The 17,361-nt window shown below is 62.6% G+C and carries 15 protein-coding genes; 6 read left to right on the top strand and 9 right to left on the bottom strand.

What is annotated here, in order from left to right; all coding sequences use genetic code 11:
- Nucleotides 1–22: 22 nt before the first annotated feature.
- From GAL_RS07675 to GAL_RS07665, 3 genes are all read right to left on the bottom strand, one after another.
- The gene (locus GAL_RS07675) at nucleotides 23–943 is read right to left on the bottom strand and encodes a DUF3179 domain-containing protein (protein ID WP_407674848.1); all 921 of its coding nucleotides are present in this window, start codon (nucleotides 941–943) and stop codon (nucleotides 23–25) included.
- Nucleotides 944–1,189: 246 nt separating this feature from the next.
- Nucleotides 1,190–1,738 (bottom strand): peptidylprolyl isomerase, encoded by a 549-nt coding sequence (locus GAL_RS07670; protein WP_024097014.1) that lies wholly within the window; start codon nucleotides 1,736–1,738, stop codon nucleotides 1,190–1,192.
- Nucleotides 1,731–2,237 carry a peptidylprolyl isomerase gene (locus tag GAL_RS07665; RefSeq protein ID WP_024097013.1) on the bottom strand — a complete coding sequence of 169 codons (507 nt, stop codon included), beginning with the start codon at nucleotides 2,235–2,237 and terminating at the stop codon, nucleotides 1,731–1,733. The genes GAL_RS07670 and GAL_RS07665 overlap by 8 nt, the downstream gene beginning before the upstream one ends.
- Nucleotides 2,238–2,418: 181 nt before the next feature.
- Between GAL_RS07665 and GAL_RS07660 the strand changes: the two genes are divergently transcribed.
- The 6 genes from GAL_RS07660 (at nucleotide 2,419) to GAL_RS07635 (ending at nucleotide 9,585) form a co-directional block, all read left to right on the top strand.
- Entirely contained in the window at nucleotides 2,419–3,609 is a 1,191-nt protein-coding gene (locus tag GAL_RS07660) for a phosphoglycerate kinase (protein WP_024097012.1), read from the top strand.
- Nucleotides 3,610–3,864: 255 nt separating this feature from the next.
- A complete protein-coding gene (locus tag GAL_RS07655) occupies nucleotides 3,865–4,164 on the top strand; it encodes an FtsB family cell division protein (RefSeq protein ID WP_040104009.1) in 300 nt (99 codons plus the stop codon).
- A 290-nt stretch (nucleotides 4,165–4,454) separates the two neighbouring features.
- A complete protein-coding gene (gene pdhA, locus GAL_RS07650) occupies nucleotides 4,455–5,468 on the top strand; it encodes a pyruvate dehydrogenase (acetyl-transferring) E1 component subunit alpha (protein ID WP_024097010.1) in 1,014 nt (337 codons plus the stop codon).
- A 16-nt stretch (nucleotides 5,469–5,484) separates the two neighbouring features.
- On the top strand, nucleotides 5,485–6,864 hold the full coding sequence (locus GAL_RS07645) for a pyruvate dehydrogenase complex E1 component subunit beta (RefSeq protein WP_024097009.1): 1,380 nt from the start codon (nucleotides 5,485–5,487) through the stop codon (nucleotides 6,862–6,864).
- Between the two features lie 12 nt (nucleotides 6,865–6,876).
- Nucleotides 6,877–8,199: a pyruvate dehydrogenase complex dihydrolipoamide acetyltransferase gene (locus tag GAL_RS07640; protein WP_024097008.1), complete on the top strand. Its 1,323-nt coding sequence runs from the start codon at nucleotides 6,877–6,879 to the stop codon at nucleotides 8,197–8,199.
- 321 nt (nucleotides 8,200–8,520) lie between these two features.
- The gene (locus GAL_RS07635) at nucleotides 8,521–9,585 is read left to right on the top strand and encodes a hypothetical protein (protein WP_145957934.1); all 1,065 of its coding nucleotides are present in this window, start codon (nucleotides 8,521–8,523) and stop codon (nucleotides 9,583–9,585) included.
- 388 nt (nucleotides 9,586–9,973) lie between these two features.
- Here the strand turns inward: GAL_RS07635 and cysE are convergent, their stop codons facing one another.
- From cysE to GAL_RS07605, 6 genes are all read right to left on the bottom strand, one after another.
- A complete protein-coding gene (cysE, locus tag GAL_RS07630) occupies nucleotides 9,974–10,792 on the bottom strand; it encodes a serine O-acetyltransferase (protein ID WP_024097006.1) in 819 nt (272 codons plus the stop codon).
- A gap of 229 nt (nucleotides 10,793–11,021) precedes the next feature.
- On the bottom strand, nucleotides 11,022–11,345 hold the full coding sequence (locus tag GAL_RS07625) for a DUF7742 family protein (RefSeq protein WP_024097005.1): 324 nt from the start codon (nucleotides 11,343–11,345) through the stop codon (nucleotides 11,022–11,024).
- Nucleotides 11,346–11,357: 12 nt separating this feature from the next.
- Nucleotides 11,358–15,311 carry a baseplate multidomain protein megatron gene (locus tag GAL_RS07620; RefSeq protein ID WP_024097004.1) on the bottom strand — a complete coding sequence of 1,318 codons (3,954 nt, stop codon included), beginning with the start codon at nucleotides 15,309–15,311 and terminating at the stop codon, nucleotides 11,358–11,360.
- Complete coding sequence (locus GAL_RS07615) at nucleotides 15,311–15,781, bottom strand: NlpC/P60 family protein (protein ID WP_024097003.1); 471 nt, start codon at nucleotides 15,779–15,781, stop codon at nucleotides 15,311–15,313. Before GAL_RS07615 ends, GAL_RS07620 begins: the two co-directional genes overlap by 1 nt.
- A complete protein-coding gene (locus GAL_RS07610; RefSeq protein WP_024097002.1) occupies nucleotides 15,778–16,728 on the bottom strand; it encodes a DUF2163 domain-containing protein in 951 nt (316 codons plus the stop codon). The genes GAL_RS07615 and GAL_RS07610 overlap by 4 nt, the downstream gene beginning before the upstream one ends.
- Entirely contained in the window at nucleotides 16,728–17,360 is a 633-nt protein-coding gene (locus GAL_RS07605; protein ID WP_024097001.1) for a DUF2460 domain-containing protein, read from the bottom strand. The genes GAL_RS07610 and GAL_RS07605 overlap by 1 nt, the downstream gene beginning before the upstream one ends.
- Between the last annotated feature and the right edge of the window lies 1 nt (nucleotide 17,361).

The following is a 17,361-nucleotide window of genomic DNA, read 5'->3' as shown; positions in this document are numbered from 1 at the left end:
GCCCAGCCCACAGCGCCGCCTCTTACTCCAGCATCCAGTGCCCCTTGGGCCAGAAGGCGTGATAGGCAAAGGCAAACATCACATCATGCGGCAGATCAGCGCCGTCACGCCCCCGCACCCGGACCGAGCCGACATCGCGCCCCTTGCCAATGTGCCCCGCATCCAGCGCCGAGGCCTGCCCGGCCCGCCAGCTGAGCGTCACACCCACCTCTTCGATTTCACCCGCCTCCGCCAGCCGTGACAGCGGCCAGGCTCGGTCGCCCACCCGCACGACGCGGGCCAGCGGAGCGATGCCATGGGGTGGTGGAGTGCCATCATAAAGAAACGGCCAGTTCGACCGGTCATAGCCCTGATAAGGGTTACGGCCATAGCTGCGGTTGTGACGCGGCTCCGCCATCACCAGCCCCTCTGGATAGGCGGCGCGAAACCCCTGCCAGCTGTCCAGCCAGCTCGGCAGCTGCCGCAGCTCTTGGCCCGTCATTTTCCCCACGATGCCCGTTCCGGTGGCCTGCTGCCACCAGCTCTCGCTCTCGCGGTCATACATCACCATATCGGACTGGCGCAGCTTGCCCGTAACCCCAAAACTGAGGGTGCGACCGGCCACCCGCCGATCAAAGCTCATCGCCGAATTGCACAGGGGGCAATAGGTCACTGCAACCGGCATGCCACCCACCCGGTCGTTGACGATTTCATGCCAGATCAGATAGCGCAGCGGATAGGCCCGTGCCGCCTGCCCTGGCAGATCCAGCACCACCACCGGTTCCGCACGGCTCAGCCCTTTGGCCTGCGCCGCAGCGTGAAACGCCGGATCGTTCAGCGCCGGAATGCCATCCTTTGGCGGCCCACCAGATTTGATCTCCGCCCAATCCACCACAGATGTTCGCTGGAAATCCGTTTGCGGCCACTCCCGCACCCATTGGGCCGGATCCGCATAAGCCATCATCAGGGATGCACAGAGAAACAGCCCCGACAGAACAGATGCGTGTTTTGCCACCCTCTGCGTCATCTCTCGCCTCCTCCCTGCGGCCGCGATCGCCCCCCAGCCACTCGCGCGTATAGCCTGCCGCAAATCCGCCTCACATGCACCGCACAAGCCCGTGACAGGCGGCAAACAGCAAACGGCCCGCACCACCAGGGTACGGGCCGTTCGAATTACTCCTGCGGATCACCAGATCACGCGCGCCAAGGCTTATTCAGTCACAGTGACCGTTTTCATCACGTCAGGCTGGCCCACAACGGCGCCGTTCTGACCGCCACCACGTTTGATGGTATCAACCACCTCCATGCCCTCGGTCACCTTGCCCACAACGGTATATTGACCGTTCAGGAAATGCCCGGGGGCAAACATGATGAAGAACTGCGAATTCGCACTGTCGGGGTTCTGCGAGCGGGCCATGCCGACCACACCACGATCAAAATCCAGATCGGAGAATTCGGCCGGCAGGTCCGACCGCTCAGAACCACCCATGCCCGCGCGGCGCATGTCGCCACCCAGCTTGCCGAATTCCACATCACCGGTCTGCGCCATGAAGCCTTCGATCACGCGGTGAAACACCACGCCATCATATTTGCCTTCTGCAGCCAGCGCGGTGATCTGCTCCACATGTTTGGGGGCCACATCCTCAAACAGGTCGATCTTGATGGTGCCATTGGCGCCCTCGCCCTCAACCGCGATCTCCAGACCGCTGGCCAGTGCCGGACCCGCCATTAGCGCAAAAACGGCTGCCAGCTTATACATCTGCGGCCACCTTGACGCTGACCATGCGGTCGGGGTTCGCAGGCGGCTCGCCACGGGTGATGGCGTCGACATGTTCCATGCCTTCGATCACGCGGCCATAAACGGTGTACTGACCGTTCAGGAAGTGGTTGTCCTTGAAGTTGATGAAGAACTGCGAGTTGGCCGAATCCGGATTGGCCGACCGCGCCGCCCCCAGCGTGCCACGATCATGCGGCAGCTTGGAGAATTCCGCCGGAACATTCGGCAGATCAGAGCCACCGGTGCCCGCCATGCGCAGGTTGAACCCGTCTTCCATATCGCCGTGCAGCACGTCGCCGGTCTGCGCCATGAAGCCATCGATCACCCGGTGAAACGCCACATTGTCATACTCGCCACTACGGGCCAGCTCTTTCATACGCGCGCTGTGCTGAGGGGCCACGTCGGGCAGCAGTTCGATCACCACCTTGCCGTCTTTCAGCTCCATGATGATGGTGTTTTCGGGGTCTTTGATCTCGGCCATGTGGCGCTCCTGTTCTTTGCATTTGCCCGATAGTTAAGGCCAGCGCCCGCAATTGCCAAGGGAGCTTTGGTCACGGAGCATTGACTGGGCGGCAAAAAGCCCCGAAACATCGCGCCAACACCGCCTGCGGCGCAGTTTCCGCAGCCGACGCCTCAAACCAAGACCAAAGAAGGATATGACCATGGGTTGGACCGCACTCGACACGATGGACCTTGCAGGCAAACGCGTTCTGGTGCGCGTCGATATCAACGTCCCGGTTGAGGATGGCCGCGTCACCGATGACACCCGCATTCAGCGCGTCGCCCCCACGATCAAGGATATCCTCGCCGCCGGTGGCACGCCAATTCTGCTGGCCCATTTTGGCCGCCCCAAGGGCAAGGTCGTCGCAGAGATGTCGCTGCGCCCACTGGTCCCGGCACTTGAGGCCGCATTCGGCGCGCCGGTGACCTTCGTCGCCGATTGTCGTGGACCTGCTGCCGATGCCGCTGTTGCGGGCCTGCCCGCAGGCGGCGTGCTGCTGCTGGAAAACACCCGTTTCCACGCGGGCGAGGAAAAGAACGACGCCGATCTGGCGGCAGAGATTGCGAAACTGGGCGATATCTACTGCAATGATGCGTTTTCCGCCGCCCACCGCGCCCATGCCTCGACCGAGGCGCTGGCCCGCCTGCTGCCTGCCTGCGCCGGTCGCCTGATGCAGGCTGAACTCACCGCGCTGGAAGCCGCGCTTGGCCAGCCCCAGCGCCCGGTCACTGCCGTTGTTGGCGGCGCCAAGGTCTCCACCAAACTTGAACTTCTGGGCAATCTCGTGGGTAAGGTCGACAATCTGGTGATCGGCGGCGGCATGGCCAACACCTTCCTCGCGGCACAGGGCATCGATGTGGGCAAATCCCTCTGTGAGCATGATATGGCCGATACCGCCCGCGAGATCCTGAGCAAGGCAGAGGCTCAAGGCTGCCAGATCCTCCTGCCCGTCGATGTTGTCGTCGCGCGCGAATTCAAAGCAGGCGCCGAGAATGAAACCGTCGCCGCAGACGCCTGCCCGGCCGATGCGATGATCCTCGATGCAGGCCCGCAGACCGTCGCCGCTGCCGCCGATACGCTCGCCGCTTCCAAAACGCTGATCTGGAACGGTCCGATGGGCGCCTTTGAGATCGCGCCTTTTGATGCGGCCACCAACGCCGCCGCCCAGCAGGCCGCCGGCCTCACCAAAGCCGGCGCGCTAGTCAGCGTTGCAGGCGGCGGTGACACCGTGGCCGCCCTCAATCAGGCCGGGGCCGCTGATGATTTCACCTATATTTCCACTGCCGGCGGCGCCTTTCTGGAGTGGATGGAGGGCAAGACCCTGCCCGGCGTTGCCGCCCTCGAAGGCTGAATCAGGCGCGGGGTCAGTCATCGACCTGACCCCTTCGCCGCCCCAAAAGGTTAAGATCGCGACAATCCGCGACGGGCGTTAACCATCTGTTTACCATTCATACCCCAGCCACGCGGTTGGGGTGTGAATTTGACTGATAATGTTCAAAATTAACAATTTTTACGTTTCACAAACCATATGGCTGTGGCAGTATTGTTGCAGACGCCGGACAAACTGGCGCAAGACTTGAGCAGCAGATCATACAGGCTATCCACCGTGACCCGAAGCACCCGCCCCTCTCTCGGCGCATTCGTTTTCTCAACGATTGCATTTGCGCTCAGCGCGTATTTCACCTTTGCCGCTGTGCAGGGGGACTTCGGGTTATTCAGGCGGGTCGAGATCCAGGCCGAGGCCGAAGCGCTGCGTCAGGATCTCGACCAGCTGAAACGCGAAACCGCGCAGATGGAAAATCTCACCCACCGGCTGTCGGATGACTACCTCGATCTGGATCTGCTGGATGAGCAGGCCCGCTCGGTCCTCGGCCTGCTGCGCGCCGATGAGATTGTCATCCGCTAAGCAGCTCTTTGACCAGAGCACAATCGACGATGTAGCACCGCCCGCAGCCTCGCTTGCGGGCGTTTTGCTTTGCGGTCCGGCCCGGGCGCCTGCCCCTTTGGGCGCAGGATCACAGTCCCGTATGTCCCCTCGCGCAACACCCCGCGCTCGCCCACCGTCTGAGACGAAAGCCCCCATCGCCTTTACCCCTTGGTGACGGCACGTCATAATAACACTCGCATGACGTGACAAAATCCATTATGAACTAGTTTAGCATTAAACTATCTAGCCTTAAGGGGGAGCCCGCCACTATGGCTGCGAGAAAAAGTGTCAAGAAACCAAACGTTTCTGCCGAAGAGCTGACCGAATACTACCGCGAGATGCTGCTGATCCGGCGATTCGAGGAAAAGGCCGGCCAGCTCTATGGCATGGGTCTGATTGGCGGCTTCTGCCACCTCTATATCGGTCAGGAAGCGGTTGTGGTTGGCCTTGAGGCCGCCGCAGAAGACGGCGACAAGCGCGTCACCTCCTACCGCGACCACGGTCATATGCTGGCCTGTGGCATGGACCCCAATGGTGTGATGGCGGAACTTACCGGTCGCGAAGGCGGCTATTCCAAGGGTAAGGGCGGCTCCATGCATATGTTCTCCAAGGAGAAACATTTCTACGGCGGCCACGGCATCGTCGGCGCACAGGTGCCCTTGGGCGCAGGTCTTGCCTTCTCCGACAAATACAAAGGCAACGACCGCGTGACATTTGCCTATTTCGGCGATGGCGCGGCCAACCAGGGTCAGGTCTATGAGACCTACAACATGGCCCAGCTCTGGGACCTGCCGGTGGTTTTCGTGATTGAAAACAACCAATACGCCATGGGCACCTCGGTGCAGCGCTCCACCAAATCCCCTGCCCTGTGGAAACGCGGCGAGGCCTACGGCATCAAGGGTGAAGAAGTGGACGGCATGGATGTGCTGGCGGTGAAAGAGGCCGGCGAACGCGCCGTCGCCCACTGCCGCGCGGGCAAAGGCCCCTATATCCTTGAGGTCAAGACCTACCGCTACCGTGGTCACTCCATGTCCGACCCCGCGAAGTACCGCACCCGCGAAGAGGTGCAGAAAATGCGCGAGGAACGCGATCCCATCGAACAGGTCCGCGATATGCTGCTCACCGGCAAGCACGCGACCGAGGATGACCTCAAGGCGATCGACAAAGAGATCAAGGACATCGTCAACAAATCCGCAGATTTCTCCAAGGAAAGCCCGGAACCGGCGCTCGAAGAACTCTGGACCGATATTTATGCGGACGAACTGCCGCAAGAAACCGCCTGAGGGGACGTAACACGATATGGCAACTGAAATCCTGATGCCCGCCCTGTCGCCGACCATGGAGGAAGGCACCCTGGCCAAATGGCTGGTCAAAGAGGGCGATACCGTAAATTCCGGCGATATCCTGGCCGAGATCGAAACCGACAAGGCCACGATGGAGTTTGAGGCGGTGGACGAAGGCACCGTCGGCAAGATCCTGATCGCCGAGGGCACCGAAAACGTGAAGGTCAACAGCCCCATCGCCGTGCTGCTGGAGGATGGCGAAAGCTACGACCCCGATGCCGCCCCGGCCCCGGCGGCCAGCAATGAAGCCCCGACGGCAGAGGCACCTTCGGCGCCCGCGGCCCCCGCGGCTGCTGCCGCGGCTCCCGCCGCACCGGAGGTGGATGACACCCCCGACTGGCCAGAGGGCACCGAGGTGGTGCAGACCACCGTGCGCGAAGCGCTGCGCGACGCCATGGCCGAAGAGATGCGCCGCGACGATGATGTCTTCCTGATGGGTGAAGAAGTCGCCGAATATCAGGGTGCCTATAAGATCTCCCAGGGGCTGCTGGATGAATTCGGCGCCAAACGCGTGATCGACACCCCAATCACCGAACATGGTTTTGCCGGGATCGCCACTGGCGCGGCCTTTGGCGGGTTGCGTCCCATTGTTGAGTTCATGACCTTCAACTTCGCCATGCAGGCGATTGACCACATCATCAACTCCGCCGCCAAGACGCTCTATATGTCCGGCGGTCAGATGGGCGCGCCCATGGTGTTCCGTGGCCCCAATGGTGCTGCGGCCCGCGTCGGCGCCCAGCACTCCCAGGACTACGCCGCTTGGTACATGCAGATCCCCGGCCTGAAGGTGGCAATGCCCTATTCCGCCTCCGACGCCAAAGGTCTGATGAAAACCGCGATCCGCGACAACAACCCGGTGATCTTCCTCGAGAATGAGATCCTCTATGGCAAATCCTTCGATGTGCCCAAGCTGGATGACTACACTGTGCCCTTTGGCAAGGCCCGGATCTGGCGCAAGGGCGAGGATGTCACCATCGTCTCCTTCGGCATTGGCATGACCTATGCGCTGGAAGCGGCCGAGAAACTGGCCGAGGACGGCATCTCCGCGGAGGTCATCGACCTGCGCACCCTGCGTCCGATGGACACCGGCTCCATCATCAAATCGGTGATGAAAACCAACCGTCTGGTCACCGTTGAGGAAGGCTGGCCGCAGGGATCCGTCGGCAGCTACATCTCCTCCGTGGTGATGCAGGAGGCGTTCGACTACCTCGACGCTCCTGTCATCACCTGCACCGGCAAGGATGTGCCCATGCCCTATGCCGCCAACCTCGAAAAACACGCGCTGGTCACCACCGATGAGGTGATCGAAGCGGTGAAACAAGTGACCTACCGGTAAGGAGAGACAGCGATGCCCACAGAAATCCTGATGCCCGCGCTTTCTCCCACCATGGAGGAAGGCACGCTCGCCAAATGGCTCGTGAAGGAAGGCGACACTGTCGCCTCCGGCGACCTGCTGGCGGAAATCGAAACCGACAAGGCGACCATGGAGTTTGAGGCCGTCGACGAAGGCGTGGTCGGCAAGATCCTGATCCCCGAAGGCTCCGAAGGCGTGAAGGTCAACAGCCCCATCGCTGTGCTGCTGGAAGAGGGCGAAAGCGCCGATGACATCGGCACCACCCCGGCTGCCCCTGCAGCCGCAGCAGACGAGGCCGCCCCTGCGGCGTCCGAGGACACTGCTCCCGCGCCCGCTCAGGCCGCTGCCGCAGCAACACCCGCGCCGGCAGCCCCGCAGGGTGCCGATGGCAACCGCATCTTTGCATCCCCCCTTGCGCGCCGCATCGCGGCTGACAAGGGTCTGGACCTCGCAGCCCTCACAGGCTCCGGTCCCCGTGGCCGCATCGTGAAGGCCGACGTGGAAAACGCCAAACCCCAGGCCGCCGCAGCCCCGGCAGCCGCCACTCCTGCACCCGCCGCAGCCCCGGCTGCAGCGGCCTCCACAGGCCCCTCTGCCGATCAGGTCGCCCGCATGTACGAAGGCCGCACCTTTGAAGAGGTCAAGCTGGACGGCATGCGCAAGACCATCGCCGCCCGCCTCACCGAGGCCAAGCAGACCGTGCCGCATTTCTACCTGCGCCGCGACATCCAGCTGGATGCCCTGCTGAAGTTCCGCGGCGAGCTGAACAAACAGCTGGAGGCCCGCGGCGTCAAACTCTCGGTCAACGATTTCATCATCAAGGCCTGTGCCCTGGCGTTGCAGGCCGTGCCGGACGCCAATGCCGTCTGGGCCGGGGACCGCGTGCTGAAGATGAAATCTTCCGATGTGGCCGTCGCCGTCGCCATTGAGGGCGGGTTGTTCACCCCGGTCTTGCAGGACAGCGACACCAAATCGCTATCGACCCTCTCGACCGAGATGAAAGATCTCGCCAAACGCGCCCGCGACCGCAAGCTCGCGCCGCATGAATATCAGGGCGGCTCCTTCGCAATCTCCAACCTCGGCATGTTCAGCATCGACAATTTCGACGCCATCGTGAACCCGCCGCACGCAGGCATCCTCGCCGTGGGCGCCGGGGTGAAGAAACCGGTTGTGGGTGCGGACGGCGAACTCGCCGTGGCCACCGTGATGTCCGTGACCATGTCCGTCGACCACCGCGTCATCGACGGCGCCCTTGGCGCGGAACTCTTGAACGCGATCAAGGACAATCTCGAAAACCCGATGATGATGCTGGCCTGAACCCCGTAAATCAACGGAGACATAGAAGGGACCGGGGCAGTGCTCCGGTCCTTTTTTATACGGCTCGGGTGTTGGGTTGGCAGCACCTGTGTAGATGGCCCACAAGGGCATCCCGCGATAGACCAGAGGCGAAATTGGGTGTGCACCAGTATCCGAAGCGCGCGCTCCGGACGCGCTCTGCCTGTACCGGCTAAATATCATGTGATCTCCACTCCGCGGACGAAGCGCCTTTTCGCTGCGGCTGCGCCAATGACTGCTCTTGAACACTGGGGCTCGTCAAAGACCCAATAGTCCTTGCGTATCGGCCCTACGAGAGTGTTATTGGTCGACATGCTTCTATATATTTTTCTTGGATTTCTCATCGGGTTTGTACTTTCTCTGCGGTTTATTCGAAACCCGCGCAAAGCTCTCAACTGGGGAGTAATATTGGGTGTCGTCCCTTTGGTTTTGCTGCTGGGACCAGCCAATGCTCCTGTGCAGGGCATTGGTTCGGTTCTGAACTTTGCTTTCTTCGCGCTTGGACCCATCATGCTAGTTCCATTTGTGGCAAGCAGCGCTGCACTCGGCATGGCTGGCGCTTCGATTGTGTTGTGGATCGGGCACCAGCGATCAAGGTGGGCCTCATGGGCAACTGGGATTGCAATCCTGGGGCTGACAGCATCGCTAACACTTTGGCCAGTCGCGCAGCGTGAAATAGCAAAGCGCCATTTAGCTGAGGATCAAGATGTTCGGGCCGCTGAAATCATCCGCGCGGATTTCACGGGCACCTTGGCGGAGCATCAGGTTGCTTTTCCAGCGAGTCCTCGCCTCCACGTATTCGACGACTGTGCGCCGGATGTTCAAGCTGGGCTATTCGGATGCTCAACAAACCTAACCAACCCCGTTTCCGGTTTCACCAAGCCAAACGACGTACTCCTGCATGAACGTCGCGACCCTATCAATTTTCGAACCATCAACGTTTCACCTGTAGAGCACGACTGTCGCTCGGGAAACGACTACTGCCTCACGCAAGAAAAAGTGGATCATTGGTGTCGCGAAATCCGCCCAGATCAGGCCGATAGTATCTGGTGCCGCGACATACCGACGATGCAATTTGAACTACGTAGAGATGCGACGCCTGGCCCATCTGACCGAGACGAACCGGAACTGACCGCACAATACTCTGACACTGCGCTCGGGCCTGGACGGGTCACATGTTTCTATAGCCCCGACCCGGCCGAAACTGACAGGCAAGGCGTAACCTGCCGTCTTGTTTTCGAGTTAGCGAATAGAGTAAGCGCCACCCTAGGCGTTCGCCGTGAGCAAATAACTGCAGGCGATCCGGAATTGAAAAAAACGATTGAGTTGATCCCTGATTACTGGGCAAGTTTGACGGAAACTCGCTAGCGGACCTTTGTTGGGTCTGCAGCATCAGTCGATATGGACTCACTGCTGCCATGCGGCGGTGCGGCAGCAGGGTTGCTGCGATACCGCGACTTGTCGCAGCCGCTCATTGATCGCAGCCAGCCCAATTACACCATTCACTCCGAGTACAACATCGCAAATGGGGCTGACACGAGGACAGCATTATGACGTCCCGGCCACCGACGAAAAACGCCGATAGCAACACCCCTGCGATTAACTGCACAACTCCGCCCAGCCCACGAAAAAAGGGGCCGACCACGTCGCCCCCTCTTCATCGTCATCTTTCCAAAAATACTCACTTGGCGACACCGCAGCTACAGCCGCGCGCCTGAGGCAGGCCGCTGCCCCGTCTCAGGCAAACAGAGCCGCGTTACTGTGGGGGTTTGCCGCCTGCGAGCACCTGATTCATGCTCACCGAGGGCTGATCACAGCCCGCCTCACCCACGATCTTGGCCGGAACGCCCGCCACGGTCTTGCAGGGCGGGATCTCCTGAAGCACGACGGATCCGGCCGCAATGCGGCTGCAATGGCCGACCTTGATATTGCCCAGGACCTTGGCACCGGCCCCGATCAGCACACCATCGCCGATCTTCGGATGGCGGTCTTCCTCTTCCTTGCCGGTGCCGCCCAGGGTCACCGAATGCAGCATCGACACATTGTCGCCCACCACAGCCGTCTCACCGATAACGATGGAATGGGCGTGGTCAATCATGATGCCCCGGCCGATCCGCGCCGCCGGATGGATATCGACGCCAAAGATCTCGGAAATTCGCATCTGGAAGAAATAGGACAGGTCGTAATCGCCTTGGGTCCACAGCCAATGGGCCACCCGGTAACATTGCACCGCTTGATAGCCCTTGAAATAGAGGATCGGCTGCAACAGGCGATGGCAGGCCGGATCACGTTCATAGACGGCCATCAGATCGGCCCGTCCAGCGGCGATCAAATCCGGGTTTTCCCCATAGGCCTTGTCCACGATTTCGCGCAGGATCACCATCGACATCTCATTCGAGCAGAGCTTCGCCGCGATGCGATAGGACAGCGCCTTCTCAAGCGAGGTGTGATGCAGGATGCAGGCATGAATCAGCCCGCCCATCAACGGCTGGCGCCTCACGGCCTCCTGCGCCTCGGTGGTGATCTGATCCCAAACCGGATCAACGGAACTGACGGCGTGGCGCGTCTCAAGCATGGCTCTGCCTCCTGTGCTGGCGCCCAGAATACCTGTGTAAGCGCAAAAAGGCCAACCGCAAATCCGTGATGACAGCCATCGGATCTGTTGATTGTTCTGATCTGTCAGATCGGTTTACACTGCCAGCCCCTTGTTTTCATTGCCATCAGGGCGGCTTTCCCGCAGGCGCGCAGCTGCGCAAACCACCTGTGCAGCCCGGGTTCTCCGCCTTTTGAAGCCTTCACAAGTTTCAGATCTCATGGGAGAAGGCATCATCACCTTCCTGCGTCAGGCGGATATGCCGGGCCAGATGGGCCAGCACCAGCCGCGTGCAGACCAGGTACTCCGGCGCATCATAAAACGGCTCATCCGCCAGCGTGAATTTCCGCGCCGCCGCACTCAGAGAGCCATCCCCCCAATCCGGGCAGAGCCGCCGGGTGCGGCGCGTATGGCGCAGCGCCTGCCCGGCCCCGGCAAAGATCCGCTGGCACAGCGCGCGCCGTTGCGCCGGGGCCACCACCAGCAGGGCGCGGGCGGTGCTGGTGATGTCGCCGGGCAGGACAGGCCGTCGCATCCCCGCCCCTCCTCAGACCAGCCGCAGGGCAGAAACCGCCCCGGCACCGTAGCGGGCCGAGACCTGCGCCACCTCAACCCGGTCGCCGGGTGAAACTGCATCCGCCACCTGCGCCGCTGGCGGATAGCTCCAGACCGGACGGTCCAGCAGCTCCTCGCGCAGCACCTCACCGCCGCGCAGCACCCGCAGGCGGTAGCGCTCCAGATCCTCGCCCAAGGGGATCTCCGCCAGATCCCAGCGATCACCATCAATGCGGCTGCGGCGGATCCAGTTCAGCCCGACCGCACCAGAGCCCAGCGCGCCTTGCTGGCGCAGATGTACCGGCGCATAAGGCCTCAGCCCCTCACCCGCGAAGGCTGCCTCCAGATGCAGATAACTCGGGTCATCATAGGACCGCCGGGCGGTGCCAATGCGGTAATGGCGGTTCAGCCCCCGTTGGTTGGCGGCCAGCGCAATCTGCTGTGGTGTGCCATCCAGCGCCACCACATAGGACCCTTTGGGCCAGGACACCGGCATCCGCGCATCGCTGCCCTGCTGACCGCGCAGCCGGTCGCGCAGCAGGTAGCGCCCCGGCGCAATCAGCTCCGCCTCGGCAAATTGCATCAGTTCCCAATTGCCGGGGGTGCCATCCCCGATCGCCACCAGATTGGCGCCATTCAGCACCGCCATCCGGTCGCGGCTCTGGAACTGGCCGGAGATCATATCGACCTCCAGATCTGCCCCCCGCTCCCAACGGCCCAGCGCGCCCGCAGACAGTGCGGTATTGGTGATGGCAATGGTAGAGGCCGCGGCCAGAACCTCCTCCAGCAGGTAGTCGGCATCGCTTTGCGCAGCGTAAAGCGCCACAGACCCCGGCCAGGGCTGCGCCGTGACGGCCAGATGCGGCGCATGGGGCACCTCATCGCCGCTGATCAGCGGCAAGTCCATGAACAGCGGCAGCACCGGCACTGGCGCTGCAAAAGCGGTAACACCGGGCAATTCCTCCGGCACCGGCGCGGGCTGGTAGTTCTCCGGCTCGATCCGCACCGCCTCGATCAGCTGCGCCGCGCCCTGTTCGACCCGGTCAATCCGGTAACGCGCCTGCGCACCACTGTCCGCGCCGGGTTCGGCAACCGCCCCCGCAAGCGGCAGGCGGATCACATCCCCCGCGCCCAGCGCCATGGCGGAGGGCGGCAGTTCCAGCCGCAGGGTATCGCGGGCCATGCGCGCCTCGCTCAGCCAGCGGTCCACCACCTGCCGCCCTTCGGCGCGGGTGAGGGCCATTGGCAGTTCGTTGTCGCTCACGGCATGGGTGGCCTCATCGGGCAGGATCGCCTCCTCGCCGCGCAGATCATGGCGCCCGCCCCATTCGACAAAGCGCAACCGCATACGGCCAGCCAGCTCCGCCTCTGGAGCGCGGGTCTGTTCGATGACCCCGTCCAGCTCCTGACCTTCGACCAGATGCGCCAGATCCAGCGTGGCATCCTGTCGGCCGTTGCGCAGGCGGAACCGCAACACCCCGTCGCGTTCGATGGCATCGACACCATGGCGCAACAGCAGCGGTTGCAGGGCGGCGCGGGCCTCGCCGACATCGCTGATTGCATAGCCCCGCACCAGCGCAGGCAGGTCACTCACATCAATCGCCCTCACACCTGAGGCCGCACAGATCTCCTCCAGCACCGAGGCCAGCGTGCGCTGCCCCACCCGCCCATTCAGCCAATGCCCCCGCAGGTAATTCTCGCCGTCGCTCCAGACCTCCACCGCATTGGGAAAGGTTGGAAAGGGCCGCGCATCCCAGGCCCAGACATAGGCGTTGGACATGTCCAGCATCGGCTTGCCATAGACCTCTGAGACCGGGTTGTTCCCCGCCTCCCCCCAATAGCCCAGAAGGGCACGCAGATAGGCCAGTTGCATCATGTCATCTCGCTGCCCGTCAGAGAATTTCGGCAGCTTTGATTCCGAGCTTTTGGGGTCCAGAAACTTGTTGGGCTGATTGGTCCCCTTGTCGATGGCCGCACAGCCCAGTTCGGTGAACCAGATCGGCTTGCTCTCAGGCTCCCAGGCGGTGGGCAGTGCGGCACGTTCCCCGTTGATCCGGTCGTGATGCGGTTTCGACCACCAGTTGCGAATATCCTTGTAGCGCCAGATCCACGGCTCATCATAAGCCCCATCGGTGATTGGCGTGCGGATCTGGGCTGCCTCCGCCTCGGGTGAGTGGTAATACCAGTCATAGCCCTCGCCGCCTTCGACATTGGCCCGCAGATAGCTGAGGTCATAGATATTGGGCGTGCCCGCTTTGGCGTCCAGATGATCCTCCCCCTCGCGCCAGTCGGACAGCGGCATGTAGTTGTCGATGCCGATAAAGTCGATCTCCTCATCCGCCCACAGCGGATCAAGGTGGAAATAGCGATCCCCCTCCGGGCTTTGATAGCCCCAGTATTCCGACCAATCGGCGGCATAGCCGATCTTGGTGTCTGGCCCAAGGATCTGGCGCACCTCCTGCGTCAGCGCGCGCAGCTCCGCCACCGCGGGAAAGCCCGCCTCGTCGCGGATCTGGGTCAGCCCACGCATCTCAGAGCTGATGCAAAACGCCTCAACCCCGCCCGCCGCCGCACAAAGCGCGGCGTTGTGCAGAATAAACCGCCGCAGCCCCCAGTCCTCTAGCGAACCGCTATAGCTGACAGCACCGTCCGCCACGGTGAAATCCGCCGCCGTCACTGTGCCAAAGAACTGCTGCACCTCATCCCGTGCCATAGCCGTGCCATCGGGGCTGCCGGGCTGTCCCGGTGCCCGCGACAGGGTGATCCGCCCGCGCCAGGGCAGATGCGCCTGACCGACCTCATCGCTCCAGGGATCAGGCAGGTCATTGCCCGCCATCTGATCCATCAGGATAAACGGGTAGAACATCACCCGCTTGCCCTGTTCCTGCAGTGCGCGAATGGCCTCAATCACCGAAGCATCGGTGGGGGTGCCGCCATAGATCGGCCGGTCCTCTTGCCGCGCGATCAGCTCCGCCTCGGTCCGGCTCAGCCCCGCGACGGACCAGGGCATATTTGCCCCCTCGATATGCTGGCGTTCGATCTTGGGTTTGATGGTACAATCCCCGCAGCGCAGATCATCGCCGAACCACGACACAATCAGCGAGGCCGCGCCACAGGCGGGCAGCTCCTCCCCCAATGTGGTGAGCGAGGTCACCAGATCCGTCTCCCCCGAGGGGCTGTGCGAATTGGCGGGTTTGGCCTGTCCCGGCCCATGATCGTAATGCACCGGCGTTGTCGCCAGCGCGTATTCCCCCGTTCCCGGCATCAGCGCCACGCCTTGGACCAGTTGCGCCAGATCCTGATCATAGGTGGTGGAGGTGGGTTGCTCCGCCCGCAGCACCTCAAAAGAAAACTGCGGCACCCGGTTGCCAAATCGTTCCAGTGCAAGGCTCTCCATCACCACATAAGCGGTGCCGCGATAGGCGGGCACCTCGCCCGCGCCTTCCACCGCCTCCATCACCGGGTCGGGCAGCTGATCCATGGTGCCGCGATAGACGGTCATATTCAGATCCTTCGGCGCCACCTCCTCACCATCGGCCCAGACCCGCCCGATGGAGGCCACCTCCCCGGCGCAGACCGCCACCGCTAGCGAGACATCATAGCTGTAGCTGGTCACCTTGGGCTGGCGCGCACCGCCGCCTTTGCCGCCGCCACTGGTGGTGGAGGTTTCGCGGAACTCTGACGCCCAGATCACCTGTCCGCCCACCCGCATCCGGCCATAAACCTGCGCAATTGGCTGGCCGTCACTGGCATGGGTCAGGCGAAACCGTTCCACCCGACCGGTCTCCACCGGCTCACTGCCCGCGCCCAGCAGGCGGCTGTCAATCGCGCGGCCAACCGTGGCGCCAAGCGCGCGGCCAATCGCAACCGACGACAGGCCCGCCACAGCCCCGCCAACCGAGCCGCCAAGTGCTGCCCCCGCCGCAGAAAGAAGAATGGTCGCCATCACGTCACCTCATCAGCATCAACATCAGGAAAGGAAAACCGCGCCACGATCCGCCGGTGCCACGGGTGGCTCAGGGCATTTTCAATCACCCCGTGGCCGCTATAGGCATGGATAAATCGCGGCATGGCGCCGGTTTCGGTTTGCAGCGCGATATGTTTGGCCACCGCCCCCCGGCGCATCCGAAACAGGATGACGTCACCCACGCGCGCATCGGTGAGGGGTCTGGGCGTGAGATGGCGCAGCGCGGCCTGCCATAATGCCTCCTCACCTTGAGGTTCGGACCAGTCCATCGTGTAGCCCGGCACTGCCTCAGGCTCCTGCCCGTAGATCTCGCGCCAGAGCCCCCGGATCAGGCCAAGGCAATCACACCCCGCTCCGCGTGTGGCCGCCTGATGCACATAAGGCGTACCCAGCCAGCCCCGTGCTGCCGCGACCAATTCGGTGCGGGATACCCCCGTCGCGCCACTCATCTGCGGCTGCCGCCGGTATTTGTGCCGCTCTGACGGGGCACGCTCATCACCCAATCTTCGCCGGGAATATCGGGAAAGCCCTGAAAGTTGACACCATTGTTGAACTTCAACCGGCAGGTCTTCAGCCGCTTGTCACAGCCCGCCGCCAGATGCAGCAGATCGCCGGGCCGAACCTTGCCGCGCAACGGCTCCCACAGGGTCAGCTGGCGATGGTCAACATTCGGATCCGGCGCGTTTGCGTCCTGTCCCAGCCGCCCGACCTGCTGGCGATCTTGTTTGATCCAGCCCCACAGGCCCTTGGCCGCCCCGCTCATCACCGTGAGGCGGCCAGAGGTGAACCAGTTCGGCTCAAACCCTGGCAAGCTGGCAAAGCTGAAATACTGCCCCTCGCGGATCTCCTCTGCGGCCCGTTCCAGCGCATAGCCCGGTGTGGTCATATCAAAGCGGCAGGCCCGATCGCCCAGCACCGCCGTGCAGGGTTTCTGGTAAATCCGCCCCATCGGTTGATTGAGTGCCTCGGTGAGGCCGCGCAGCTCCGCCTCAAAGGCGCCACCGGCACGGCGGATCTGGCCGAAACTGCCGCGAAACTGCAACCAGCGGACCGAGACATCAGCCCAGTTCACCAGCCAGCAGCGCACCTCCGCGCCATCAAAGCGCCCGGCCTCGATCTCCTCCTCGCGGATGGCGGCATCGCTCAGCGCGCCAAGCGCCTCGGTGTTGTCTACCGCCAGCCCGGTGGCCTGTTGCAGGCTGCGCGCGGTCAGGCCAGTGCCTGCGCGAAACAACAGACCAGCCTCGCCCTCTGCGGCACTCTCGAACCGAAGATCGCAATCATGATCGGTAAAGCCGAACTGTACCCCATCGCTGCGGGTGACCAGCCAACAGCGACACAACGTAGTCAGGCCGCCTGCTACATGAGTTTGAAACGCCTCGCTCACCCCCGCCATCAGACCCGCACCTCCACCACCGGCACATTGGGCACGTCGCCCGCCTGAAAGGACGCCACGCTGGTCTGAATGCGGTCGGTGTCAAAACGCACCGGCACATCAAATTCAAACCCTGCCTTCACCGCCAGACCGGCCTCCGGCGGATGCGCCAGCGTGATCGTCCCCAGCGTGCTGTCGAGCGTGTAATCCACCGCCTCCTGCAGGGCGTCCTGCTCAATCCCGATGCGCACGCTGCCCACCACTGGTTTCGCAATCGGGCGCTGATAGGCATAGCTTCCGGAACGATAGGTCTTGCTCAGCTGAAACACCCGCTGTTCCCCGTCGCCCATGCCAATCACCTGATCATCGAAGGCCACCTCCTGCGTGGCGCGGGCGGATTTGAAATCCGACCAATCCTTCCAGCGAAATCCATACATCTGGCCCTGCCGCGCCTCGAAAAAGGCGATCAGCGCCTCGATATCCTCCAGCCCCCGAAGGCCCAGCCCCGCATCATAGCGGCGGCGTGAGTGGGCCCAGGGGGTGTTACGTTCCTCATGCCCATTGGCGAGCGTGACCACATCGGTGCGGCGCTCCGGCCCGCCAATGGAGCCAAAGCTGAGCGACGCGGGAAATCTGACCTCGTGAAAATTCATC

Origin of the sequence: Phaeobacter gallaeciensis DSM 26640 (genome assembly GCF_000511385.1) — a bacterium.
GTDB lineage: Bacteria > Pseudomonadota > Alphaproteobacteria > Rhodobacterales > Rhodobacteraceae > Phaeobacter > Phaeobacter gallaeciensis.
The sequence above is the reverse complement of the archived record's forward strand: the minus strand, read 5'-3'. Positions and strand labels throughout refer to the sequence as shown.

What these genes read in the sequence shown, in the direction of transcription:
- cysE (WP_024097006.1), bottom strand. Translation starts at nt 10,792, where the DNA reads ATGCTTGAGACGCGCCACGCCGTCAGTTCCGTTGATCCGGTTTGGGAT.
- GAL_RS07615 (WP_024097003.1), bottom strand. Translation starts at nt 15,781, where the DNA reads ATGAGTGGCGCGACGGGGGTATCCCGCACCGAATTGGTCGCGGCAGCA.
- GAL_RS07660 (WP_024097012.1), top strand. Translation starts at nt 2,419, where the DNA reads ATGGGTTGGACCGCACTCGACACGATGGACCTTGCAGGCAAACGCGTT.
- GAL_RS07625 (WP_024097005.1), bottom strand. Translation starts at nt 11,345, where the DNA reads ATGCGACGGCCTGTCCTGCCCGGCGACATCACCAGCACCGCCCGCGCC.
- GAL_RS07665 (WP_024097013.1), bottom strand. Translation starts at nt 2,237, where the DNA reads ATGGCCGAGATCAAAGACCCCGAAAACACCATCATCATGGAGCTGAAA.
- GAL_RS07605 (WP_024097001.1), bottom strand. Translation starts at nt 17,360, where the DNA reads ATGAATTTTCACGAGGTCAGATTTCCCGCGTCGCTCAGCTTTGGCTCC.
- GAL_RS07620 (WP_024097004.1), bottom strand. Translation starts at nt 15,311, where the DNA reads ATGGCGACCATTCTTCTTTCTGCGGCGGGGGCAGCACTTGGCGGCTCG.
- GAL_RS07610 (WP_024097002.1), bottom strand. Translation starts at nt 16,728, where the DNA reads ATGGCGGGGGTGAGCGAGGCGTTTCAAACTCATGTAGCAGGCGGCCTG.
- GAL_RS07670 (WP_024097014.1), bottom strand. Translation starts at nt 1,738, where the DNA reads ATGTATAAGCTGGCAGCCGTTTTTGCGCTAATGGCGGGTCCGGCACTG.
- GAL_RS07675 (WP_407674848.1), bottom strand. Translation starts at nt 943, where the DNA reads ATGATGGCTTATGCGGATCCGGCCCAATGGGTGCGGGAGTGGCCGCAA.
- GAL_RS07645 (WP_024097009.1), top strand. Translation starts at nt 5,485, where the DNA reads ATGGCAACTGAAATCCTGATGCCCGCCCTGTCGCCGACCATGGAGGAA.
- GAL_RS07640 (WP_024097008.1), top strand. Translation starts at nt 6,877, where the DNA reads ATGCCCACAGAAATCCTGATGCCCGCGCTTTCTCCCACCATGGAGGAA.
- pdhA (WP_024097010.1), top strand. Translation starts at nt 4,455, where the DNA reads ATGGCTGCGAGAAAAAGTGTCAAGAAACCAAACGTTTCTGCCGAAGAG.